A 23578-nucleotide genomic window follows, 5' to 3' on the forward strand; every position below is an offset into this window, starting at 1 on the left:
ATGTATACCCGGCGTTACTATTGTCTTTCAGGTTACAACGGTAGCGATTATTGCAGTTGTGATGCTAATAATGGCCAACGTGCATCGAAATCCTGCGTCGGGCGATAGCGGAATTCAGAACGGATATAGCGCGACAGCATACCTTCGCAGAAAGCCAACAGCTGGCTAGCCAGCAAGGTTTCATCTACCATAAAGCCCCTGCCTTCCCGCAATTTGCGCTCTTTCAGCACTTGGCGCAGTTGCGCTTCGATTCGCTCAAACAACTGGTTGATTCTGCCTTGTAAGCGATCTTGTTCAAACATCAAAGCGTGCCCGGTCATGATGCGTGTTAAACCTGGATTACGTTCAGCAAACCCGAGGATCAGCAGCAGAATCAGGCGCAGGCGATTGAGCGTTTCTTTCTCATCTTGCAGGATTAAATTGATGCGTGTTATCAGGCTGTCTTCAATAAACTCGATCAGGCTGTCAAACATCCGTGTTTTGCTGGGAAAATGCCGATAAAGGGCAGCTTCAGAGACACCAACATTTGCGGCGAGCTTTGCTGTAGTAATACGCTGGCTACCGTCGCTGGATTCCAGCATTTGAGCGAGTGCCTGCAATATTTCTTCACGCCGATTCCTTTTCGTATTTTCTTTTTCTGCCATGTTCGATTAGACCTTTGCTAAAACGGCTTATACCCCTGCATCTTGAAATCCATGGGTATAGATTTTCGCGAACCCAAACACCAACCTCTGTAACGCAAACTCTGTGCGATGTTTGGGTCAATGGTCTTTTCCGACCATGATTCCCATGTTACCGGGTGTACGGCGTCTACTATTGCCAGGTAAACCTTGCCATTAGAGATATCTTTCTCTGGTTCAGCAAAAGTTCAGAATCTGGCCCACGATATTTACTGGTTACATATTAGTGGCGGCCGGAGTGACCAAAACCACCGGCACCGCGTTCGCTGCTGTCGAACTCTGTGACCAGATTGAATTCAGCCTGCACAACGGGCACAAACACCATCTGTGCAATGCGCTCGCCAGGTTCAATGGTGAAGGATTTTTGACCACGGTTCCACACAGATACCATCAGTTGGCCTTGATAGTCCGAATCGATCAGCCCTACCAGATTACCCAGAACGACACCGTGCTTATGACCCAGCCCGGAGCGCGGTAAGATGACCGCTGCTAGGCCAGTATCAGCGATATGAATTGCCAAGCCGGTGGGCAGCAAGGTGGTTTCACCCGGAGCCAGCTCTACGGCACTGTCTAAACAGGCGCGCAGATCCAAACCGGCGGAACCAGGAGTGGCGTAGGTTGGTAAAGGGAAATCCTGACCGATGCGTGGGTCGAGAATCTTAACGTCGATTTTTTTCATCATAACGGCTGACTATCTCGTCTATTAAACGTTGGCCAAGGAGTGCCTTATCGCTATGCGGAAGGTGTTTTTCTCCATTCTGCCAAAAAAGATGCAAGGCATTGGTATCACCGTTGAAACCATGCTCTGCAAGCGATACATCGTTAGCGCAGATTAAATCCAGCTTCTTACGCGCCAGTTTTTGCCGCGCGTATTCTTCCACATTCTGGGTTTCGGCAGCAAACCCAACAACAAATGGACGATTTTTGTTCATCGCGGCAACACCTGCGACGATATCAGGATTTTTTACCATCTTAAGGATGATTTCATCACCCTGTTTTTTGATTTTTTCATCGGCGACTTGTGCCGCACGGTAATCCGCCACGGCGGCACAGGCGATGAAAATGTTCTGCTGTGCGGCATGTTGTTGCACTGCGTGTTCCATTTCCAGAGCGGTGGTGACATCCACACGCGTCACGTTAGGCGGTGTCGGCAGCAAAACCGGCCCGGCGACCAACGTCACTTGCGCACCGCGAGCCGCCGCCGCTTGAGCGATAGCAAAGCCCATCTTGCCAGAGCTGTGGTTGCTGATGAAACGCACAGGGTCCAAGGCTTCACGCGTAGGGCCAGCGGTGACCATAACCTTTAAATGTTTCAGATCCTGTGGCGTAGAGAGGTAACCATTAATCAGTTCGACGATTTCCAAGGGTTCCAGCATACGGCCCGGCCCAACGTCACCGCAGGCCTGATTACCGCTGTTTGGCCCCCATAACAACATGCCGCGAGCCAGCAAGGTTTGCAGGTTAGCCTGCGTAGCTGCGGCACGGTACATCTGCTGGTTCATCGCTGGTGCAGCTGCGAGTGGTGCGCTGGTAGCCAGGCAGATCGTGGTCAGCAGATCGTTAGCCATACCAGCGGCAATGCGTGCCAGCAGGTCGGCGGTAGCCGGTGCCAGCACCACCAAATCCGCCCATTTAGCTAACTCGATGTGGCCCATGGCCGCTTCTGCTGCGGGATCCAGCAGATCGTCGGCAACCGGATAACCAGAAACAGCCTGTAGCGCTAGCGGGGTGATGAAGGCTTTTGCAGCCGAGGTCATGACTACCCGTACTTCAGCGCCCCTGTCGCGCAGGCGGCGTACCAGTTCAGGGCATTTATAGGCAGCAATGCCGCCACTGATGCCAAGCACAATATGTTTACCGGAAAGTCCCGTCATCATGATTGCCCGATTGAAAATCGAAAGATGCAGCATTTTAGCATAACCATTGATGAGGTGAGCGATTATGCTGTGTATGCAGCCAGTTACATTCCTATTTGCGTAGCACTTCGCAACATTATCAATCACCTATCGCGGTTCTGCTGGTGCCATGTCATGCTCGGTTGATTGCAGGGAGGTGGTAATGAGCAGCCAGGATATGTCGTTATGGCCGGGAGAGTTGGCCCCCAGGGAGAAATTGATGCGTGATGGTGCAGCGGCGCTTTCTGACGTGGAATTACTGGCAATCTTTTTGCGTACCGGTTTGCCGGGTATTCACGTTTTGCAGCGTGCCGAACAGTTGTTGGCGCATTTTGGCTCACTGTATCATCTGATTGCAGCGGATTATGTGCAATTCTCCAGCCAGAAAGGGTTGGGAAATGCCACTTATGCTCAGTTGCAGGCTATTTCGGAATTAGCTTTCCGGTTATTTTCTGGCCCGCATCTGCTGGAAAATGCGTTGCTGAATCCGAAGATGACCCAGCATTATCTGCACAATTTGTTAGTGCATCATGAGCGTGAAGTTTTTTTAGTGTTGTTTTTGGACAATCAACATCGGGTTATTCGCCATCAGGAGATGTTTGCTGGTACCATCAGCAGCGTCGTCGTGCACCCGAGAGAAATTGTGCGTGAAGCGTTGAAGGCTAATGCAGCCGCTATCATTCTGGCGCATAATCACCCTTCGGGTAAGGCTGAACCCAGCCAAGCAGACCGTTTGATAACCGAACAAGTGGTGAATGCTTGTCGGTTATTGGAAATTCGGGTACTCGATCATTTAGTGGTAGGCCGGGGTGAATGCGTTTCTTTTGCCGAGCGTGGGTGGCTTTAGGCAATTTTTTCGCGATCCTTGAGGGATCTTTAGCTGTTCGGGACTTGAGCACTTACGCTTCAGAGCGTATACTACGCCACCTTTGAGAATCTTGGGTTTGGCGTAAGAGCCTATCTCAGCAGGTTTCTGGCCTGGTGCGTGGTTTCTGACCTGATGACGAGAGTCTCCTCAGTGTGAAGTTTGCTGAGATGGGCTCTAAAAGCCTGACGAGGCGGCCATACCCTATACGAAGCTCGAGCTGATTTGATTTTTGGAGAAATAGACATGTCCCGAGTCTGCCAAGTTACTGGCAAGCGCCCGGTGAGCGGTAACAACCGTTCCCACGCAATGAACGCGACCAAACGCCGTTTTCTGCCGAACCTGCACTCACACCGTTTTTGGGTTGAGGCTGAGAAGCGCTTTGTAACTCTGCGTGTATCTGCTAAAGGTATGCGTGTTATTGATAAGAAGGGTATTGAGACGGTCTTGGCCGATCTGCGTGCCCGTGGTGAGAAGTATTAAGGAACTGAATCATGGCTAAAGGTGTTCGCGAGAAGATCAAGCTGGTTTCTTCTGCTGGTACTGGTCACTTCTATACCACCACGAAGAACAAGCGTACTAAGCCGGAAAAATTGGAACTGAAGAAATTCGATCCAGTTGTCCGTCAACACGTGCTCTACAAAGAAGCTAAAATTAAGTAATTTTAGTGGATTAATGAAAACCCGGCCAAGGCCGGGTTTTTTGTTATTTAAGGAGCCATATACCCATTACCCGTTAAAATGCAGGACTGTTGGCTGTGTTACTTAGCCTATGTGCCAAGCAGCGTTCCAAATTTGCTTCAAAGCTGATTTGTCGCTCTGTTGCCACCTATCTGCATCTCAACGTAATCTGGATACAGATATCTAAAAGGGAGTGCTACATGCCTGAATTACCAGAAGTCGAAACCAGCCGCCGTGGCATCGAACCTTATCTTGTTGGCCAGAATATCCAGTACGCAGTGGTGCGTAATGCTCGCCTACGCTGGCCAGTCTCTGAACAAATCCTGACATTGAGCGATCAGCCAGTACGTAGCGTACAGCGCCGTGCCAAGTATTTGTTGATCGAGCTGGATGGTGGCTGGATTATCGTGCATTTGGGGATGTCTGGCAGTTTACGAATGCTGAGGGAAGACACTGAGGCAGGCAAGCACGATCATGTCGATCTGGTGATGAGCAACGGTATGATCCTGCGCTATACCGATCCTCGCCGTTTTGGTGCCTGGTTGTGGTGCGAAGATCTGGCAACGAGCAATGTATTGGCTCATCTCGGCCCAGAGCCGCTGGGCGAGGCATTCAATGGCAACTATCTATATGAAAAATCGCGTAATAAACGCACGCTGATAAAACCTTGGCTGATGGATAACACGCTGGTAGTGGGGGTGGGGAATATTTATGCCAGTGAATCACTGTTCACCGCCAAAATCTTGCCGGATCGTCAGGCGAACTCATTGAGTCAGGCAGAGGCAGAGCTACTGGTGGCAACCATCAAGGCGGTTTTGCTGCGTTCGATCGAACAGGGGGGCACAACGCTGCGTGATTTTCTGCAATCAGATGGTAAACCAGGTTATTTTGCGCAGGAATTGCAGGTTTATGGCCGGGCAGGGGAACCTTGCCGCGTGTGTGGAACACTGCTCGAAAGCGCCAAGCACGGGCAGCGCAGCACCTTTTTCTGCCGCGGCTGCCAGCATTGATTACTGCATTGCGAGCTTTTCTACCAATGCCTTGGTGACGACGTCTGGCAGGAATGGTGCGATGTCACCGCCATGACGTGCTACTTCTTTCACTAGGCTAGAAGAGATAAACGACCACTCTTCAGACGGCATCAGGAATACGCTTTCAAGCTGAGGCATCAGATGGCGGTTCATGTTTGCCAGCTGTAATTCATACTCAAAATCGGACACCGCACGCAGCCCGCGCACCAGAATGTTGGCGTTCTGGTGCGCGGCAAAGTGTGCCATTAACTCACTGAAGCCGAGCACCTCCACGTTATCCAGGTGCGATGTGACCTGCGTGGCCAGCGCCACGCGCTCTTCCAAAGTAAACAGAGGTTTTTTGCTCGGGCTGGCGGCGATGGCCAGAATCACGCGATCAAACATCAATGAAGCACGGGTCACCAAATCCAGATGGCCATTGGTCATCGGATCGAAAGTCCCTGGGTAAATAGCTTTACTGCTCATGATTCACTTTCTCTGAATATACCCGCCATCCTTCAAAATGTGTTGATGCTGGTCACTCACATTTCAAAGGCTATTGGGTAGTGTTACGGCCCAATGCCCACAATGCGGCATATTTATTAAAAGTATATTGCGCGTTAACCACGGCTAACAGCAACCCCTGTTTACCGTCAAGGAAACCGGCGCGTAGCAGCCAGGTTTTGCAAAAAGCCCCCAACGTATGGGTAAGGATTGACAGATAACCGCATTTTTTACCGGCCTGATAGCGTTGAGTGGCCCATTGCTCAGCGTAATGAAGTTGTTTGCGCTGGAAAGCAAAAAAGTCGCGGCAGGTCAGGTGCAACAAATCACCCTGCAGCGCCACCACTTTGGCCCCTTGGGTGTTGAGTGATTCATGCACCAAATCGTCATTATAACGGTAACGCTGATTGGCATAGAGACGGTTGACTCGATCTGGATACCAACCGCTGTGGCGCATAAAGCGGCCCAGAAACAGGTTAAGGCGGCCAAGGCTGTAAATCACGCTGTCATCGGCGGTGATCAGCACATGCTCTATGGATTGCCGTAGTTCCGGCGTGACGCGTTCATCGGCATCAAGCATCAACACATAATCTTGGGTAGCATAGCTTTGCGCTTTCTGGCGCTGTTTGCCGAAGCCTTGCCAGTCGGTATGTATAAAGGTTTTAGCCCCCAAACTTTCTGCCAATGCGGCAGAGCCGTCGATACTGCCTGAATCAAGCACAATGATTTCATCTGCCCAATCCACTGATTGCAGGCATTCGGTCAGCAACCCGGCTTCATTTTTGGCAATGATCACTACCGACAGGCTTTTACGGTGGCTCATCAATGGCTCCGTGGTGGCAGGTAGGGTTCCAGCAAGTGCAACAAACGCTGTAGTGCTCCCTGATTCTGATACAGCACTTCAACCGCGTGGCGGCCGTAGTAGCGGCGATAGTCTTCATCAGTTAACAACGTAGCCACTTCTTTCACCAGAGAGTCGGCATCGGTGACGGTAATCAGCCCACCAGCCTGCGAGAGCTTGGCGCAGATATCTTTGAAGTTGAAGGTATGTGGGCCCATCAGTACAGGGATCGCGTGTGCTGCCGCTTCCAAAGGATTATGCCCACCACGTTCCACCAGGCTGCCACCGACAAAGGCCAGATCGGCAATACCGTACAGCAGCATCAGTTCACCCATAGTATCGCCAATCACCACCTGCGTACTGCTGGAGGGAATTTCACCGCTGCTGCGGATGGTGTAACTGAAGCCTGATTTCTGTGTCAGTTCTTTAGCAGTAAGGAAACGCTCCGGGTGACGTGGGACCAGAATCAAGAGCAAATTCGGGTGTTTTTCTAACAGTTTACGGTGTGCTTCCAGCAGAATGACTTCTTCGCCTTCGTGGGTACTGGTGGCGATCCACACCGGGCGGCGCGGAGCCCATTGGCGGCGCAGCGTTACTGCACGTACCGCCAGTTCCGGCGTGACAGAGATATCAAATTTCAGGCTGCCGGTCACGGTCAGTTGTGAACGTTTCACGCCCAATTCAATAAAGCGCTCGCCGTCTTCCTGATTCTGTGCGGCGATCAGGGTAATACGGTGCAGAATATTGCGGATAAAGCCGCTGATTTTCTTATAGCCATTGGCCGAACGGGCAGACAGGCGGGCGTTGGCGATCACCAGTGGGATTTGGCGTTGATGCAGAGTATTAATCAGGTTCGGCCAAAGTTCAGTTTCCATGATAATGACCAGTTTCGGATTCACCTGATCGAGGAAACGCCGCATGGCACCGGGCAGATCATAAGGCAGATAAACATGATGCACATCGTTACCGAAAGCCGATTGCACGCGTTCGGAACCCGTTGGTGTCATTGTGGTGACGGTAATCGGCAAGTCGGGGTAGCGGTGACGCAATGCCCGGACTAACGGGATAGCCGCCAGCGTTTCACCAACAGAAACGGAATGCAGCATAATCCCTCCCGGCACGACTTTCCCTGCGCAGAAACCATAACGTTCCGCCCAACGTTTACGGTAGGCTGGAGCTTTGCGGCTGCGCAACAGCAAGCGAAGCCAGATCAGGGGTTGGATTAGGTAGAGTAATACCTGATATAGACGCAGCAACATTCTATCAATTTCATGTATATGAGTTATTCAGAATAATATCATAGCCATCGGAGAAAGGCGTTAATTTGCTGGTTTGCGCCCCATTTGCAGAGCCTTTCCTTTGAAAGTAGAGGGGGCTGATTTAAGCATCAGCGATATTAAATTGCCCCGAAAAAACCATCAGCCCAGCAGTTGGTTATATAGCTCAATCAATTGCTGTGAAAGGCGAGCAGGCGTCGCGGGCATAATACGCAATCTGGCGGCGGCGGCCATATTTGAACCCAGCGCCTGTTGTGGCAAAGCGTGGATGGCGTCGGTGAGGGCATTGGCATCCAGTGCGTCACTGACAAAACCGTTCTCCCCTGGCGTGATAAATTCAGCACCGCCGCAGGTGGTACTGGTGATTACCGGTAATCCGCATGACATGGCTTCCAAAATCACGTTGGGGAAAGGAGCGTACAGCGCCGGTAGCAGCAAGGCATCAGCCGCTTGATAGAACGGCAACGTGTGTTTTTGGGCGCCGATAAAGCGCACCCGGTTGCTGCATCCTAACGATTGTGCCAAGGCGCGGTAGCGTTTTTCTGCTTTATCCTTACCAACCACCAACAGGTAACTTTCAGTGGGAGCAATCGCGCGGATGGCCATCGCCAGACCTTTGCAGGCAAAATCTGAACCAACAAAAATCAGGCAGTGCGCTGGCAGCGGGATTTGGTATTGCGCCCGCAGCTGTTGCCGCTGTTGCTCGCTTGCTGGCAAAAAGGTTTGATGATCAATAGCGTTGTAGATCACTGTGATTTTATCGGCACGTATACCGAAATCATCAATGATTTCCTGTTTGATCATATTTGCGTTGCAAATTACGGCTTTCAGTTCCTGTGCGGCGTACAAGGCTCGCTCAGCACACATAACGGAGCGGTGGTAACGGTTGGAAAATAACCACTTGCGTCGCCATTCTGGCAGTAAACGTGCGCGCTGTAACAGCCAGCGGCGATACACACCATCGCCTGCGCGGTAAATATCACAACCGGCGATACGTTCATGGCTCTGAACCAGATCGAAATTTTCTTTCTGCCACAAGGTTCTGGCTGCGTCGGCAAAACCGCGTTCGCGGTTGATACGCCCAAATTTTATGGGGTTGCACAAATGGATATGCCCATTTGGATTCACATCAGCCGGCCACTTGCGGCTGATCACGCTCAGATCCAGATTTTGCTGCGTCAATGCTTCCTGGGCATGAGAGATGAAACGCTCTACTTCGCCATCTGGGCGGTATTTTTGGCGAACAATTGCCAAACGAAATGCTTTCATGCAAGCGAACTCCGCACGGTTATCATCACCGTGTCTGTAGAAATGAGGTCAAGATATTGATGACGGGTTTGCCATGTTGGTGACGTTTAGCGAGTGAAATCCGTTGTATTGGCGTGGCACAAATTAAGGCTGGCGCATCGTTCATCATGAGTTGCTTTCTAGGAGACCGGCCCTTGATTCTAAATGACCTGCCTGCATGTGGCTACTGTTGCTCGATTTTCTTGCTGGCAGCAAAAAATCGTGGCTTTGGGAAACACACTGAAACCCAGGTTGTTTCATGGCTGCGGCCACGATGAAGCGTGGTTTTGCATGCACCAGCAAGGCCATCCACGTTAACTGGTTCACGCGATAACCTTGAGCAGTTCGGCCAAAACTGACTCGGCGGCGATCGTCGCCATGTTTTTTTCCGGGGAAATAATCGAATGCTGGTGCTTCCCATAACCCCCAATCAGCCCCGGATCGGTTGGGCCAAACAGCGTAATATTTGGGCGATCCAGCGCGGCGGTCAGGTGACTGAGCCCGGTATCCACTGAAACTACACCTTTGGCTCCGGCCAATACTTCGGCGACCTGCTGTAGGCTGAGTTTGGGCAGCACTTCAACGTGTGAGAACCCTTCTGCCAACCGTAGTGCGCGCTGATGCTCATGCTCTGCTCCCCATGGCAGCTTGATTTTCAACCCGGTAGCGGCCACGAGTTCAAGCAGTGCACGCCAGTTTTGCTCTGGCCAATGTTTTTCATCACGTGTGGTAGCGTGCAGGCAAACCAGATATTGCCCGGCATCTGCGGGGGGATGGTTGAGAAAACGGGCAGCAATCGCATAATCGCCTGCGCTTTGCGGTTTTGCATACCCCAGGCTTTTGGCGAACAGCTCGCGCAGGCGTTCTACCGCATGTTGTTGTTTATCAATGTGGTGGCGCTGGTGATAAAACCAACTGGCAAACGGTTCACGAGCACTTTTACAGTCCGGGCCGTGCTTGCTGCCACGGGCGATTCGGGTCACCAGCGCGGCGCTCTTGAGCAACCCCTGAGCATCTATCACGCAGTCATAACGGCGTTCCTGCACCTGACGCTTAAAATCGCAACGCTGCTGGCGTATTTCGGAACCGAACCAGTTTTTACGCCAGCGGCGAATGGCCACCGGAATCACGCGATCTACCGCCGGATGCCAAGTGGGGATTTGGCTAAAGCCTTCTTCCACCACCCAGTCGAACTGAATACCGGGAATAGCACGCATGGCATCGGTTAAGGCAGGCAGCGTGTGAAGTACATCACCCATTGATGAGGTTTTGACGATCAGAACCTGCATGTTTATTCCTCGCTGGCGGCCAGTAACGGCGTCAGCGCGTCTAACACCTGCTGTGGCTGAATGTCGATCAGGCTCTGGTGATAGCCTTGACCGGCACCACCTTTACGGACTTTATGATACCCGCTGATCAAGCGGATGACTTTTGCCTGATCGGAAAGTGGCGGAGTAAAGTCTGGGCTGCTCGGGCCATACAAGGCAATTAATGGTTTGTTCAAGGCGGCTGCAACGTGCATCAATCCTGAATCATTAGTGACCACGGCCTGGCAGGAAGCCAACAGGATCACTGCCTGTTCAAGCTGGGTTTCCCCAGCCAGATTGCGGCAGAAATCGCGCGCATTCTCAGCCAGCGCTGCGCGGATTTGCTCACCAGCAGCGTGATCTTTGGCCGAACCCAACAAGGTAATCTGATAACCTTGGTCGATCAGCCTTTGTGCCAGTGTGGCATAGTGATAATGTGGCCAGCGTTTGGCCGGGCCAAATTCGGCCCCTGGGCAAAAGCCGATCATCGGCCGATGATCGGTAAGGTTAAAGGCTGAAGTGGTTTCGGCAATTTCTTCGTTACTCACCTGAAGTTGCGGCCATAGCAACGGTTGTGGCAGATCGCTAGCACGCTGTATCCGCTGTTTGTCATAGGCGAGTGCAACATAGCGCTGCACCATCAGCGGCAAAGCAGCTTTATCCAGCACGCGGAGATCATTAAGCAGGCCATAGCGCATTTCGCCCCGCCAGCCGGTGCGTTGTGGCACGTTGGCGAAGAACGGTACCAGAGCGGATTTGAAGGAGTTGGGCAGCACGTAGGCGCGTTCGTAACCATTGGTGCGCAGGTTGTGCCCCAAACGGCGGCGCTCGCTTAACTCTAACGCGCCGTGGCCCAGCGGCATGGCTAAAGCCTGGTTGACTTCCGGCATGCGCGCCAGCAATGGGCGGCACCACGCGGGTGCCATCACATCAATTTCCGCTGACGGATATTCGGCCTTCAGGGTGCGGTAGAGACTTTGCGACATCATCATATCGCCAACCCACGAAGGGCCGATAACCAGTATTTTCATACCGTTGGTAGGTTCCTTCAGCTTATGCGGTACGATTTAGCCAGGCCATGTACTCTTTCACGCCTTCAGCGACCGTTTTGAACGGCGCATTGTAGCCAGCAGCGCGCAGTTTGGTCTGATCGGCCTGGGTGTATGCCTGATAACGGCCTTTCAGTTTTTCAGGGAATTCAATGTATTCCACGGCCCCGGTCTGATGGTATTCCACCACCGCATCGGCCACCGCCTGGAAAGTTTCTGCCCGACCGGTTCCGCAGTTGAAAATGCCGGATACGCCATTCTGCCAGAACCACAGATTGACCGCCGCCACGTCACCCACATAGATGAAATCACGTTTGAAATTTTCACTGCCAGAAAACAATTTCGGGTTCTCACCACGGGTAATCTGGTTGTTCAGGTGGAACGCCACGCTGGCCATACTGCCTTTATGGCCTTCACGAGGGCCATAAACGTTGAAATAGCGGAAGCCGCACACCTGCGAATCCGCTTCTGGCAGGATTTCACGCACATATTGGTCGAACAGGAATTTTGAGTAGCCGTAAACGTTCAGTGGCTGTTCATACTGGCGTTCTTCGATAAAGTTATCGGTGCGGCCACCGTAAGTCGCGGCGGAAGAGGCATACAGGAATGGGATTTGGCGATCCAGGCAGAAGTGCAGGATGTCTTTAGAATACTGATAGTTGTTGTCCATCATGTATTTGCCATCCCATTCGGTGGTGGATGAGCAGGCACCTTCATGGAAGATAGCGTCGATATCACCGAGATCGTCACCGGCAATGATGCTGGCAATGAAATCTTCTTTGTCCATATAGTCGGCGATATCCAGGTCGACCAGGTTGACGAATTTGGTGCCATCTTTCAGGTTATCCACCACCAGGATATCGCGATATCCTTTATCATTCAGTGCCTTAATGATGTTGCTGCCGATCATGCCAGCACCGCCAGTGACGATAATCATTGGGTTTACCCCTGTATTCTTCCCGGTGACGCACCATGCTCCACCCTAGATGCGGCCCATAATAGCATTTCATGCCATCGGGAACAGCTGAACGGTGCTTAATATCCGGCTCTGCGGTTTGGTAGCCTGGTTTGCCGTGATATCTGCTGCATTTTTTATATTCTCTACGGCTCATTCTCGCAGTTTGCTAACAAGTCAGTAAAATATGTTGAAAATACTCTTATTTTGGAGATGACTGCATGTCTGCGTCTTTTTATCAGCAACTGGAACAACAGCTTGTGGCTACCCGTGCCGAAGGGCTGTTTAAAGAAGAACGCATTATCACTTCGGCACAACAGGCCGACATCGCCGTCGCTGATGGCCGCCATGTGATCAATTTCTGCGCCAACAACTATTTGGGGCTGGCTAATCACCCGGCACTGATTGCCGCCGCGAAGGCAGGTATGGACAGCCACGGTTTTGGCATGGCGTCGGTGCGTTTCATCTGCGGCACGCAGGATAGCCATAAACACCTGGAGCAGAAACTGGCCGATTTTCTGGGCATGGAAGATGCCATTCTGTATTCCTCCTGTTTCGATGCCAACGGTGGTCTGTTTGAAACCCTGTTTGGCCCGGAAGACGCCATTATCTCCGATGCGCTGAATCACGCCTCGATCATTGACGGAGTACGTCTGTGCAAGGCCAAGCGTTATCGCTATGCCAACAATGATATGAGTGAACTGGCCGAGCAACTCAAGCTGGCAAAAGCCGCCGGTGCTCGCCACATTATGATCGCCACCGATGGCGTATTCTCAATGGATGGCGTGATCGCTAACCTGAAAGGCATGTGCGATCTGGCCGATGAATACAATGCGCTGGTGATGGTGGATGATTCTCACGCAGTGGGTTTTGTTGGCGCAAACGGGCGCGGCACGCATGAATACTGCGAAGTGATGGGCCGCGTTGATATTATTACCGGCACGCTGGGCAAGGCGCTCGGTGGTGCTTCTGGTGGTTATACTGCGGCGAAGAAAGAGGTGGTGGAGTGGCTGCGCCAGCGTTCGCGCCCGTATTTGTTCTCCAACTCACTGGCACCGGCGATCGTGGCTGCGTCGATCAAGGTGTTGGATCTGCTTGCAGAGGGCGACGCGTTGCGCGAGCGCCTGTGGGCCAATGCCCGCTTGTTCCGCGCAAAAATGACTGCCGCAGGTTTTACGCTTGCCGGTGCCGATCACGCCATTATTCCGGTGATGCTGGGTGAGGCCGCGTTGGCGCAGGAATTCGCCAATGCGCTGCTCAAGGAAGGCATTTATGTCACGGGGTTCTTCTATCCGGTAGTGCCAAAAGGCCAGGCGCGTATTCGTACTCAGATGTCTGCCGATCATTCACCAGAGCAGATCGAGCGTGCGGTTGCCGCGTTCATTCGTATTGGCAAACAACTTGGAGTCATTGGATGAAAGCGTTATCAAAACTGAAAGCGGAAGAAGGCATTTGGCTGACCGATGTGCCCGAACCTGAGCTGGGCCACAACGATGTCATGATCAAAATCCGTAAAACCGCGATCTGCGGTACGGATGTGCATATCTATAACTGGGACGACTGGTCGCAGAAAACCATTCCAGTGCCGATGGTGGTGGGCCATGAATATGTGGGTGAAGTGGTGGCGATCGGCCAGGAAGTCAAAGGTTTTAACATTGGCGATCGCGTTTCTGGTGAAGGGCATATCACCTGTGGGCATTGCCGCAACTGCCGTGGTGGCCGCACGCATCTGTGCCGTAATACCACCGGAGTGGGGGTTAATCGTCCCGGTGCGTTTGCTGAATATCTGGTAATCCCAGCTTTTAACGCTTTCAAAATCCCCGACAATATCTCTGACGAGCTGGCCTCAATCTTCGATCCGTTTGGTAATGCGGTGCATACCGCATTGTCTTTCGATCTGGTGGGCGAAGACGTGCTGGTTTCTGGCGCTGGCCCGATTGGCATTATGGCGGCGGCGGTGTGCAAACACGTGGGGGCGCGCCATGTGGTGATCACCGACGTGAACGAGTATCGTCTGGCGCTGGCGCGCAAAATGGGGGTAACCCGCGCGGTTAACGTCAGTAAAGAAAACCTGAACGATGTGATGGCCGAACTGGGTATGACAGAGGGATTTGACGTGGGTTTGGAGATGTCAGGTGCGCCGCCAGCTTTCCGCACTTTGCTTAATGCCATGAACCACGGTGGCCGTATTGCGATGTTGGGGATTCCGCCCTCAGACATGTCTATCGACTGGAATCAGGTGATCTTCAAAGGGCTGTTTATCAAAGGGGTTTATGGCCGTGAAATGTTTGAAACCTGGTACAAAATGGCGGCGCTGATCCAGTCCGGTTTGGATTTGACGCCGATGATCACCCACCGTTTCTCCATTGATGATTTCCAGCAGGGCTTTGATGCCATGCGTTCTGGTCAGTCTGGGAAAGTGGTGCTGAGCTGGGATTGATATCCCCTTCGTCTTTCGAGTTGCAGCGTGGTTGGCTGCAACTCGAAATTGATTGGCCCTATATAAATCCCGATCTTATGTTTTTGGTGTCGTCTGCGCCGAACCTAGCCAGTATTGCCAATGATGTTTGAGCAACACAACGACCGGCGACTGCGCCACACTTTCACCGATGATAATCAGCGCCTTGCTGGCATCCACTTTTTCTTGCGGTAGTTTGATCTTGCACTGCTTAATGCCGCCGCTGAACGGATTCTTCGGCTGGGTTGGGTGCGGTGTAGATGGCAGATAATTCCCTCCGCTGTGCTGCGGTTCATTCAGCAGGGTGCTGGGTTTTACCAGCACAATATCCGCTGGCAATGTGGCCAGCATCTGTTGCAGCACTTTTACCGTGGCCGGGCGTGGATGCCCAATGGCAATAGCCGAACCGTTACGGCGTGCCAACTCTACTGCGCGGTTGAACTGACGGCGAATATCATCCGGGTTGGCGGTATCGTCAAGAAACACTTTGCGCTTGATCACTTTGACATGAGTACCGGCTGCGGCGCGTGTTGCCTGGCTGTTGCCGATAGTCATGCTGTCAAGGAAATAGAGTTGGTAATTATCGAGCGCCTGCATCACCCGCTGCATACCCGGCAGGCTAGAGGTCATTGCGCTGCCCATATGGTTGTTCATCCCCACGGCATAGGGCACGTTATTGACCGCATTGCGGATGATGCGCTGAATTTCCTCGCTGCTCATGGCAGGTTGCAGCGTATCGGGTTCCAGTGATTGCTTGCTGAGCGGAGCCATTGGCATATGGATCAGCACCTCACGCCCCTGATTGTGGGCCTTGGTTGCCATCAAGCGCGCCTGAGGGGCGTTGGGCAGCACGGCGACCGAGATGGCTGTGGGCATTTGCAGTATGGCGTTATCTTCGTGTGGGCGATAGCCGACGTCATCAATCACGATGGACAGTCTCCCGGCCTGTGCGGCACAGGCCAACAGCAGAAAGCCTGCCAGGATGGCGGTACGCATATTGATATAGTGCAAATCTATCTTCCCAACCATGGCAGTGGGTTAACAGCCTGACCCTGACGGCGGATTTCGAAATAGAGCGATGGCGTTCCCTGACCGCCGCTAGAGCCTACCAGGGCGATGGGCTGGCCAGCACGCACCTGCGCGCCAACGCTGACCAGAGCGCTCTGGTTGTAGCCATACAGGCTCATATCACCCTTACCGTGTTCGATGACAACGACCAGGCCATAACCTTGCAGCCAATCGGCCATCAGAACACGACCATCGGCGATGGCTTTCACTTCGCTGCCTTCAGCCGCCGAGATCACCATCCCTTTCCAGCGTAACTCACCTTGCAGCGGTTCGCCAAAACGATACTCGATGCGGCCACGTACCGGCCAGATGGCTTGCCCTTCCGGGCGCCCCAAACCACCGGTGCGCGCCATCAGTGAACGCTCACCTTCGCTGGGTTGATAACGGGTGCCGGTTTTCTTCGCCTGCTGCTCTTTAGCACGCACCTGTTCGCGCACTTTGGCGGCTTCACGCGCTTCGCGTTCGGCACGGGCACGGGCTTCACGCTCGGCGCGGGCGATCTGGTCACGCAGGCGGGTTTCGTTTTGGCGCAGTTCAACCAGCCGCTGCTGATCTTTTTCCAGCGAGGCTTCCAGAGAGGTCAAGGTTTTCTTACGCGCGCTGCGCGCCTGTTCCAGAGTTTGCTGCTGCGTTTGCTGCTCGTTGAGTAACGATTTCTGCTGGCCCTGCTTGGCGACCAGGGTATTTTTCTGCGCGGCCAGTTGTGTCTGGGTTTGTTTCAGTGCTTCGATGGCTTGTTGGCGCGCCTCATTCAGATAGCTGAAATAGGCCAGCATGCGTTCGCTACGTTGGCTTTCTTCACCGCTGAGAATCAGTTGTAATGCACTGTGCTGCCCTTGGCGAAACGCGGCTTCAAGCTGTTTGGCGAGCATTGCCTGCTGGGTAGCCTGCTGTTTTTGCAGCTTGGTGATTGAGGTGTTCAGGCCAGAAATATCTTTGCCCAGTTCAGTGAGTGTGCCTTGAGTATCACGCAGTGAACGGCTGGCCTGTGCGATGGTTTTTTCTTGCAGCTTGAGCTGTTCTTGCAATGAATTTCGTTGCTGCTGCTGTTGCTTAACCGCTTTTTCTTTTTCGGCGATGCTTTGTTGCAGATCTTTCAGCTGGGATTGGTTGCTTTCTGCTGCGGTACTGGCGAATGGCAATAACAATGCGCCAGCGAAAAACGCGCTGACGCAGACAGTGGCCAACCTCCGTAACACCGGGTATTCAGGCAGCGGCTGGCTGCCTGAATTTGCGCTGCGGGTGACTTTTGGTAGTGCAAAATTCGCCTTCTCCCTCATGGAGAAGGATTATTCCACGATGAACAGCGGCTTACCAGTCATCTCTTGCGGGATTTCCATCCCCATTAGTGCCAGCATGGTTGGGGCGATATCAGAAAGTGTACCACCTTCAACCGCGTTGGCCGGTTTGCCGATGTAAATCAGCGGGACGGGCAGGCTGGTGTGTGCAGTATGTGCCTGGCCAGTTGCTGGATCGCGCATTTGCTCGGCGTTGCCGTGATCGGCGGTGATCAGCAATTGGCCACCAACGGTTTTCACCGCATCAACCACTTGCGCAATGCAGTTATCCAGCGTTTCTACTGCTTTGACTGCCGCGTCGTAAACCCCCGTATGACCGACCATATCACCGTTCGGGTAGTTACAGATGATGGCGTCGTACTTACCGCTGTGGATGGCGGCGAGCAGTTTTTCGGTCAGCTCTGCGGAACTCATTTCTGGTTGCAGATCGTAAGTCGCAACTTTTGGTGAGTTGATCAGCACACGATCTTCGCCTTTGAACGGTTCTTCAATACCACCGTTATAGAAGAAGGTGACGTGAGCGTATTTTTCAGTTTCCGAAATGCGCAGTTGGGTTTTGTCATGCTTCATCAGCCACTCGCCGAAGGTATTCGCCAGTGAGGCAGGTGGGTAAGCACAAGCTGTCTGAATATCGGCGGCGTATTCGGTCAGCATCACGAAATCACCGAATTTCACCACGTTAGCGCGTGGGAAACCGTCGAAATCAGTATTGATAAAGGCACGGGTGATCTGGCGCGCACGGTCGGCACGGAAGTTCATGAAAATCAGCGCATCGCCGTCATGCATAGCCGCCGCCGTTTCGCCTGCCGCCTGAATCACGGTAGGTTTTACAAATTCATCGTTTTCATCGCGGGCATAGGCTGCCTGCAAGGCGGCAACGGCGCTATCGGCGGTGTATTCGCCTTTGGCCTGGGTCAGCAGATCGTAAGCCAACTGAACGCGATCCCAACGGTTATCGCGATCCATCGCATAATAACGGCCAATGATGGAGGCAATGCGCCCTGCACCCAGTTGGGTAAATTCATCACTGAAACGTTTCAAGGTGTTTTCAGCACTGCGCGGTGGGGTATCGCGCCCATCTAGAAACGCATGCAGATAAATGGCTTTGGCTCCGCGTTGGGCGGCGAGTTTGATCATTGCCAGAATGTGGTCTTCGTGGCTGTGTACACCACCTGGTGACATCAGGCCCATGATATGTACTGCTTTACCCGCTGTTACCGCTTTGTCTACCGCCGCCGTGAGCGTGGAATTGGTAAAGAAGTCACCGTCTTTGATTTCTTTATCCAGGCGGGTCAGATCCTGATAAACGATACGGCCAGCACCCAGGTTGACGTGACCAACTTCCGAGTTGCCCATTTGCCCATCAGGCAAACCGACATCCAGGCCGGAGGCGGCAATCAGGGTGTGCGGCTGTTGTTGCCACAGGCGGTCCATGACGGGTGTTCTGGCATTCAGGATCGCATTGTCCTGCTGTTCTTCCCGGTAGCCATAACCATCCAGAATCACCAGAACCATGGGTTTTTTCGTGCTCGACATTGCTGTAACCTCGTTATAATCGCTTAAGTTGTGAATAGCCATCAACCCATTGGAATGATGGCTATTCACCCTCCAGAACCGAGTAATTTTACACTGAAACAGGTTAAGAAGAGCCCAGAAAGATCAAAGTTGCGGTAATTTCCCAGTGTACACCGCAGTTTCTGCATTCACGTTTGCTTATTGGCTGTATTTGCTGCATTCGGCAGGTATACTCTGAAACCTTGATTTATTTTCCCTTAACTGACGGGAGTTGTTACACCCCATGCTGCAAGAAATTATGCAATTTGTTAGTAGGCACCCGATACTGAGTCTGGCTTGGGTGGCACTGCTGGCTGCCGTGATCGTCATGACGGTCAAAAGCCGTTTATCTAAGGTGAAAGAGATCACCCGTGGTGAAGCTATTCGCCTGATTAACAAAGAAGATGCCGTTGTGGTGGATACCCGTAGCCGTGAGGATTTCCGTAAAGGCCACATTGCCAACGCCATCAATCTGACAGCAAGTGAGCTCAAAAGTGGCAGCTACGGTGAGCTGGAAAAGCACAAGGCCCAGCCGGTTGTTGTGGTGTGTGCCAATGGCACGAAATCCCGCGAGCCAGCAGAACATCTGAGTAAAGCCGGTTTTGCAAGCGTTTATACCTTGAAAGACGGTGTTGCTGGCTGGAGTGGGGAAAACCTGCCGCTGGCACGCGGCAAGTAATTTTTCATGTATACCTAAAATACTTGGCGTTTTGCAGCCAACAACGCTGTAGCTTCAAGTAATGAGGGTATAGTTTAAGGTGGTTTCTATGGCGAACGTCGAGATCTACACCAAGGTAACTTGCCCGTTTTGCCATCGCGCGAAAGCGTTGTTGGGCAGCAAGGGCGTTGTGTTCAATGAGATTGCCATTGATGGCGATAACGTGAAACGCGAAGAAATGATTGCACGTAGTGGGCGAACCACCGTGCCTCAGATTTTCATCAGCGGTCAGCACATCGGTGGCTGCGATGATTTACATGCACTCGATGCTCGCGGTGGCCTGGATCCGCTGCTTTAAGCGGGTTGTTATACCCAGAGTACCTGGAGTTGCTGCCTGGCTGTAACTTGAAGTATGAAGGGTATAGTGGTTACCGAGTGTCAATAAGGATATTCAACCAAGGGTATTACACATGTCAGAACAAAACACTACAGAGATGACTTTCCAGATCCAACGCATTTATACCAAGGATATCTCTTTCGAAGCGCCAAACGCTCCGCAGGTATTCCAGCAAGAATGGCAGCCAGAAGTTAAACTTGATCTGGATACTGCTTCGAGCCAATTGGCTGATGAAGTGTATGAAGTTGTACTGCGCGTTACCGTCACAGCCTCTTTGGGCGAGGAAACGGCGTTCCTGTGTGAAGTTCAGCAGGCGGGCATCTTCTCCGTGGCCGGTATCGAAGGGACGCAGTTGGCACATTGCCTTGGCGCATACTGCCCGAACATCCTGTTCCCGTATGCGCGTGAGTGCATCACCAGCCTGGTTTCCCGCGGTACATTCCCGCAACTGAACCTGGCACCGGTCAACTTTGACGCGCTGTTTATGAACTATCTGCAACAGCAGTCGGAAAGCGAAGGTGCCGCATCACATCAGGATGCCTGATGAACGCCATCAATGTTTCAATGACTGTTATCGGTGCCGGCTCGTACGGCACCGCCTTAGCCATTACGTTGGCGCGTAATGGCCACCCGGTAATACTGTGGGGGCATATCCCCGCAAAAATTCAGCTTATGCAGCGTGAGCGCTGCAATCAGGTATTTCTTCCCGACGTTGCCTTTCCTGATACTTTGTTACTTGAGGCCGATCTGACCCAAGCGCTGGCGGCCAGCCGAGATGTGCTGGTGGTAGTACCGAGTCATGTATTTGGTGACGTGTTGCGCCAGTTGAAACCACACCTGCGCCCAGATGCCCGCATTGTGTGGGCTACCAAAGGGTTGGAAGCCGAAACCGGTCGGTTGTTGCAGGATGTGGCTCGCGAAGCACTGGGGGATGATATTCCGCTGGCGGTGATTTCCGGGCCGACGTTTGCCAAAGAGCTGGCGGCCGGGTTGCCGACGGCGATCGCTCTGGCGGCCACGGACGAGCAATTTGCCGAAGATCTGCAACAGTTACTGCACTGTGGCAAAAGTTTCCGTGTGTACAGTAACCCGGATTTTATTGGAGTACAGTTGGGTGGCGCGGTGAAAAACGTTATCGCTATTGGTGCCGGGATGTCCGACGGTATCGGTTTTGGCGCTAACGCGCGTACTGCCTTGATCACCCGCGGGTTGGCGGAAATGAGCCGCCTTGGTTCCGCATTGGGTGCCGATCCCTCCACGTTTATGGGCATGGCTGGGTTAGGCGATCTGGTGTTAACCTGCACAGATAATCAATCGCGCAACCGTCGTTTCGGTATAATGCTGGGGCAAGGGATGGGCGTGCAGGAAGCGCAGGATAGCATTGGCCAGGTGGTGGAAGGTTATCGCAATACCAAAGAGGTGTTGGCACTGGCACAGCGGCACGGTGTGGAGATGCCGATCACCGAGCAGATTTATCAGGTGCTGTATTGTCATAAAAATGCCCGCGAAGCAGCATTGAGCCTGCTAGGGCGTACCAGGAAAGACGAAAAACACAGCGCTTAACCTGGGGTAAATCCATAGATAGGTGCACTATATTTGCACCTTAAGCCACTCGGGGTAGAGTGGTTTTTTTGTCAGGCAGAGAGGATTGCGATGTCGTCAGAAGAGTTGGAACAGGTCTGGAACAACATAAAATCAGAGGCGAGAGCACTGGCTGATTGTGAACCGATGTTGGCTAGCTTTTTCCATGCGACATTGCTTAAACATGAAAACTTGGGCAGCGCGCTCAGTTATATCCTGGCGAACAAGCTGGCTAACCCGATTATGCCTGCGATCGCCGTGCGTGAGGTGGCGGAAGACGCTTACCGTTCTGACGCACACATGATAGTGTCAGCGGCCCGCGATATTCTTGCGGTGCGGTTGCGTGACCCTGCGGTGGATAAATATTCAACCCCGTTGCTTTACCTCAAAGGTTTCCATTCCTTACAGGCTTACCGCATTGCACACTGGCTGTGGATGCAGGGGCGGCAGGCTTTGGCGATTTATCTGCAAAATCAAATTTCTGTTGCCTTTGGGGTGGATATTCATCCGGCGGCGACCATTGGTTGCGGCATCATGCTTGACCATGCGACCGGTATTGTGATCGGTGAAACCGCCGTAGTGGAGAATAATGTCTCTATCTTGCAGTCGGTTACTCTCGGCGGCACCGGTAAAACCAGCGGCGATCGCCACCCTAAAATTCGTGAAGGCGTGATGATTGGCGCTGGAGCCAAAATTCTCGGCAATATCGAAGTGGGTAAAGGGGCGAAAATCGGTGCCGGTTCAGTGGTGTTGCAATCTGTACCACCGCATACCACTGCGGCGGGGGTGCCCGCCCGCATTGTTGGGCGCCCTGAAAGTGATACGCCATCCATGGATATGAATCAGTACTTCAACGGCGTGAATCACGGCTTTGAATACGGTGACGGGATTTGAGCGGCCTATAGTTATGGAGCTAGCTTCGAACCTTGGTAGCAGCAGGCTTGAGTTCAAGGATGAGTGCTAGGTGATAATCAGCTTATGATGGCTATTGTTGCATACCAGTTATAAACTGAGGTGTATGAAGATGATCACAGGAATAGAGGCGCTTGCTCTTGAGGCAACCGATATTTTATCGGTTTCACGCGCAGCGCAGCAGATCGTTTCACCACTGGCTCAGGCTAATTCTAAGCTGGTGGATTCATCCATGCCTGCAAATCCTGATGAAGTTAAGCATGCGCTAGATCGAGCGTTGGTCGCGATTGCTAGCGTTGACCGAAAACTTGTTGAGTGCACTGAAATAATCAACTCTTTGAATACTCTTTCTGACAGTGAGTTGCATTTCACCCATGAGTTTACTGCTGAGCTCAAAGTTAGAGCGGCAATGCTTACTCATCACATTGAAAATCTTCGTGACGTATTTTCTCTTGTTGAAACAGCACCTTCTTGGAAGCCATATCTTTCAGCGGTCATGGAAAGGAAAATTAAAGCCATCCGGTCTGTTTCCAATTTAAGAAACGCATACCTGAATATTGCTCTTATCACTGAGCAGTTTGTTGATCCAGTACCGACCGTTGAAAGCAGTGTTGAGGGGCGTGTTGCAGAGTTTGAATCTGCCGTGGTCGCCTCCAACGAATTGCTTAAAATCAATAGGTCGGGGTGGAGATAATGGCAAGAGTATGTCTTCATCGTTCGTTAGCATCTATTCCTGTCATGCAAGGTTATGCTCGAGAGCTTTCTCTTTATCTAAATGGGCTGTCATTGTCTGGAAGGCTCGGCAGAAATGGCGGGTTTGAAAGAAATGCAAAATCTCAATCATCAGGGATCTTGAAAATACATTTTAAAGCACCGGGAGAAGGGTTTTGGTCCTCATCAGTAAGGCAGATTGACAGAACTTGCGATAACTACATGATTTATGTAAGGCACTGGGATGATGCTGATATATTTCAAATCATTGCAGTAATCACTCCTGATGCGCACGCTAGAGCAGATGCAATGATCCCAGACATTATTGAAATAGCAGAGTTAGACTTTCATAGCCTGAATTCATCCCAGCTTCAGGAGTTAACTTACTACTGACTTGGTCACTGTGCGGGTTGTTTGCTGGGATATAGGACACATTTTATTGTATTCAAATACGGCGACGGGATTTGAGCGATCTATCTTTGTGGCCTTTTAACGCCTTCAATCTCTTGTAAACCGGTATGTTGAAGCACAATCACATATCGGTTTATCGCTGTATTGCGTGTTATGACTCTTTTATTTCGTCGTCATACT

The 23578-nt window shown here is 52.2% G+C and carries 26 protein-coding genes; 13 read left to right on the plus strand and 13 right to left on the minus strand.

The genetic code is table 11. The features are described from left to right. Window positions 1-47: 47 nt before the first annotated feature. The 3 genes from slmA to coaBC form a co-directional block, all read right to left on the minus strand. Window positions 48-644, minus strand: coding sequence for a nucleoid occlusion factor SlmA (gene slmA, locus Z042_RS04455; protein ID WP_024913509.1), 597 nt, complete (start codon window positions 642-644; stop codon window positions 48-50). Between the two features lie 259 nt (window positions 645-903). Further along, window positions 904-1362, minus strand: coding sequence for a dUTP diphosphatase (gene dut / locus Z042_RS04460; protein WP_024913508.1), 459 nt, complete (start codon window positions 1360-1362; stop codon window positions 904-906). Beyond that, entirely contained in the window at window positions 1340-2557 is a 1218-nt protein-coding gene (gene coaBC, locus Z042_RS04465) for a bifunctional phosphopantothenoylcysteine decarboxylase/phosphopantothenate--cysteine ligase CoaBC (RefSeq protein ID WP_037406992.1), read from the minus strand. The genes dut and coaBC overlap by 23 nt, the downstream gene beginning before the upstream one ends. Before the next feature lie 181 nt (window positions 2558-2738). On the opposite strand from coaBC, the gene radC reads away from it, so the two are divergent. The 4 genes from radC to mutM all read left to right on the plus strand — a co-directional run bounded on the left by radC (window position 2739) and on the right by mutM (window position 5130). Next, complete coding sequence (gene radC / locus Z042_RS04470) at window positions 2739-3422, plus strand: RadC family protein (protein WP_024913506.1); 684 nt, start codon at window positions 2739-2741, stop codon at window positions 3420-3422. Between the two features lie 264 nt (window positions 3423-3686). Further along, window positions 3687-3923 carry a 50S ribosomal protein L28 gene (gene rpmB, locus Z042_RS04475; RefSeq protein WP_004931195.1) on the plus strand — a complete coding sequence of 79 codons (237 nt, stop codon included), beginning with the start codon at window positions 3687-3689 and terminating at the stop codon, window positions 3921-3923. 11 nt (window positions 3924-3934) lie between these two features. Next, window positions 3935-4102: a 50S ribosomal protein L33 gene (gene rpmG / locus Z042_RS04480; protein WP_002208990.1), complete on the plus strand. Its 168-nt coding sequence runs from the start codon at window positions 3935-3937 to the stop codon at window positions 4100-4102. A 218-nt stretch (window positions 4103-4320) separates the two neighbouring features. Continuing rightward, the gene (mutM, locus tag Z042_RS04485; protein ID WP_024913505.1) at window positions 4321-5130 is read left to right on the plus strand and encodes a bifunctional DNA-formamidopyrimidine glycosylase/DNA-(apurinic or apyrimidinic site) lyase; all 810 of its coding nucleotides are present in this window, start codon (window positions 4321-4323) and stop codon (window positions 5128-5130) included. Here the strand turns inward: mutM and coaD are convergent, their stop codons facing one another. The 7 genes from coaD to rfaD all read right to left on the minus strand — a co-directional run bounded on the left by coaD (window position 5131) and on the right by rfaD (window position 12332). Beyond that, window positions 5131-5616, minus strand: coding sequence for a pantetheine-phosphate adenylyltransferase (gene coaD, locus Z042_RS04490; protein WP_024913504.1), 486 nt, complete (start codon window positions 5614-5616; stop codon window positions 5131-5133). 70 nt (window positions 5617-5686) lie between these two features. Then, window positions 5687-6457, minus strand: a complete 771-nt coding sequence (locus Z042_RS04495) for a glycosyltransferase family 2 protein (protein WP_024913503.1) — start codon at window positions 6455-6457, stop codon at window positions 5687-5689. Then, window positions 6457-7734 carry a lipid IV(A) 3-deoxy-D-manno-octulosonic acid transferase gene (gene waaA / locus Z042_RS04500; RefSeq protein WP_024913502.1) on the minus strand — a complete coding sequence of 426 codons (1278 nt, stop codon included), beginning with the start codon at window positions 7732-7734 and terminating at the stop codon, window positions 6457-6459. The genes Z042_RS04495 and waaA overlap by 1 nt, the downstream gene beginning before the upstream one ends. A gap of 159 nt (window positions 7735-7893) precedes the next feature. Continuing rightward, complete coding sequence (locus Z042_RS04505; RefSeq protein WP_024913501.1) at window positions 7894-9021, minus strand: glycosyltransferase family 4 protein; 1128 nt, start codon at window positions 9019-9021, stop codon at window positions 7894-7896. Window positions 9022-9362: 341 nt separating this feature from the next. Next, the gene (gene rfaC, locus Z042_RS04510; RefSeq protein ID WP_024913500.1) at window positions 9363-10328 is read right to left on the minus strand and encodes a lipopolysaccharide heptosyltransferase RfaC; all 966 of its coding nucleotides are present in this window, start codon (window positions 10326-10328) and stop codon (window positions 9363-9365) included. Window positions 10329-10330: 2 nt separating this feature from the next. After that, window positions 10331-11377 (minus strand): ADP-heptose--LPS heptosyltransferase RfaF, encoded by a 1047-nt coding sequence (gene rfaF / locus Z042_RS04515; RefSeq protein ID WP_024913499.1) that lies wholly within the window; start codon window positions 11375-11377, stop codon window positions 10331-10333. 22 nt (window positions 11378-11399) lie between these two features. Further along, the gene (rfaD, locus tag Z042_RS04520; protein ID WP_024913498.1) at window positions 11400-12332 is read right to left on the minus strand and encodes an ADP-glyceromanno-heptose 6-epimerase; all 933 of its coding nucleotides are present in this window, start codon (window positions 12330-12332) and stop codon (window positions 11400-11402) included. A gap of 239 nt (window positions 12333-12571) precedes the next feature. Here rfaD and kbl point away from each other — a divergent pair, with 239 nt between their 5' ends. Together kbl and tdh are read left to right on the plus strand one after the other, a co-directional pair. Further along, window positions 12572-13768 (plus strand): glycine C-acetyltransferase, encoded by a 1197-nt coding sequence (gene kbl, locus Z042_RS04525; protein ID WP_024913497.1) that lies wholly within the window; start codon window positions 12572-12574, stop codon window positions 13766-13768. Continuing rightward, window positions 13765-14790 carry an L-threonine 3-dehydrogenase gene (tdh, locus tag Z042_RS04530; protein ID WP_024913496.1) on the plus strand — a complete coding sequence of 342 codons (1026 nt, stop codon included), beginning with the start codon at window positions 13765-13767 and terminating at the stop codon, window positions 14788-14790. Before kbl ends, tdh begins: the two co-directional genes overlap by 4 nt. Before the next feature lie 75 nt (window positions 14791-14865). Here the strand turns inward: tdh and Z042_RS04535 are convergent, their stop codons facing one another. Genes Z042_RS04535 through gpmM form a run of 3 tightly spaced genes read right to left on the minus strand, consistent with a single transcriptional unit; the run spans window position 14866 to window position 18710 of the window. Beyond that, window positions 14866-15819 carry a divergent polysaccharide deacetylase family protein gene (locus tag Z042_RS04535; RefSeq protein WP_024913495.1) on the minus strand — a complete coding sequence of 318 codons (954 nt, stop codon included), beginning with the start codon at window positions 15817-15819 and terminating at the stop codon, window positions 14866-14868. Window positions 15820-15821: 2 nt separating this feature from the next. After that, window positions 15822-17156 (minus strand): murein hydrolase activator EnvC, encoded by a 1335-nt coding sequence (gene envC, locus Z042_RS04540; protein ID WP_024913494.1) that lies wholly within the window; start codon window positions 17154-17156, stop codon window positions 15822-15824. A 9-nt stretch (window positions 17157-17165) separates the two neighbouring features. Continuing rightward, window positions 17166-18710: a 2,3-bisphosphoglycerate-independent phosphoglycerate mutase gene (gpmM, locus tag Z042_RS04545; protein WP_024913493.1), complete on the minus strand. Its 1545-nt coding sequence runs from the start codon at window positions 18708-18710 to the stop codon at window positions 17166-17168. A gap of 262 nt (window positions 18711-18972) precedes the next feature. On the opposite strand from gpmM, the gene Z042_RS04550 reads away from it, so the two are divergent. From Z042_RS04550 to Z042_RS24785, 7 genes are all read left to right on the plus strand, one after another. Further along, window positions 18973-19407: a rhodanese-like domain-containing protein gene (locus Z042_RS04550; protein ID WP_024913492.1), complete on the plus strand. Its 435-nt coding sequence runs from the start codon at window positions 18973-18975 to the stop codon at window positions 19405-19407. 88 nt (window positions 19408-19495) lie between these two features. Then, the gene (gene grxC, locus Z042_RS04555; RefSeq protein WP_024913491.1) at window positions 19496-19744 is read left to right on the plus strand and encodes a glutaredoxin 3; all 249 of its coding nucleotides are present in this window, start codon (window positions 19496-19498) and stop codon (window positions 19742-19744) included. 112 nt (window positions 19745-19856) lie between these two features. Continuing rightward, window positions 19857-20327 carry a protein-export chaperone SecB gene (secB, locus tag Z042_RS04560; protein ID WP_024913490.1) on the plus strand — a complete coding sequence of 157 codons (471 nt, stop codon included), beginning with the start codon at window positions 19857-19859 and terminating at the stop codon, window positions 20325-20327. Then, the gene (gpsA, locus tag Z042_RS04565; RefSeq protein ID WP_024913489.1) at window positions 20327-21346 is read left to right on the plus strand and encodes an NAD(P)H-dependent glycerol-3-phosphate dehydrogenase; all 1020 of its coding nucleotides are present in this window, start codon (window positions 20327-20329) and stop codon (window positions 21344-21346) included. Before secB ends, gpsA begins: the two co-directional genes overlap by 1 nt. 90 nt (window positions 21347-21436) lie before the next feature. Then, window positions 21437-22258: a serine O-acetyltransferase gene (cysE, locus tag Z042_RS04570; RefSeq protein ID WP_024913488.1), complete on the plus strand. Its 822-nt coding sequence runs from the start codon at window positions 21437-21439 to the stop codon at window positions 22256-22258. Between the two features lie 130 nt (window positions 22259-22388). Then, on the plus strand, window positions 22389-22970 hold the full coding sequence (locus Z042_RS04575) for a hypothetical protein (RefSeq protein ID WP_154666881.1): 582 nt from the start codon (window positions 22389-22391) through the stop codon (window positions 22968-22970). Next, a complete protein-coding gene (locus Z042_RS24785; RefSeq protein WP_024913486.1) occupies window positions 22970-23380 on the plus strand; it encodes a type II toxin-antitoxin system YafO family toxin in 411 nt (136 codons plus the stop codon). Before Z042_RS04575 ends, Z042_RS24785 begins: the two co-directional genes overlap by 1 nt. Window positions 23381-23578 lie beyond the last annotated feature (198 nt).

The organism is Chania multitudinisentens RB-25 (assembly GCF_000520015.2).
Classification (GTDB): domain Bacteria; phylum Pseudomonadota; class Gammaproteobacteria; order Enterobacterales; family Enterobacteriaceae; genus Chania; species Chania multitudinisentens.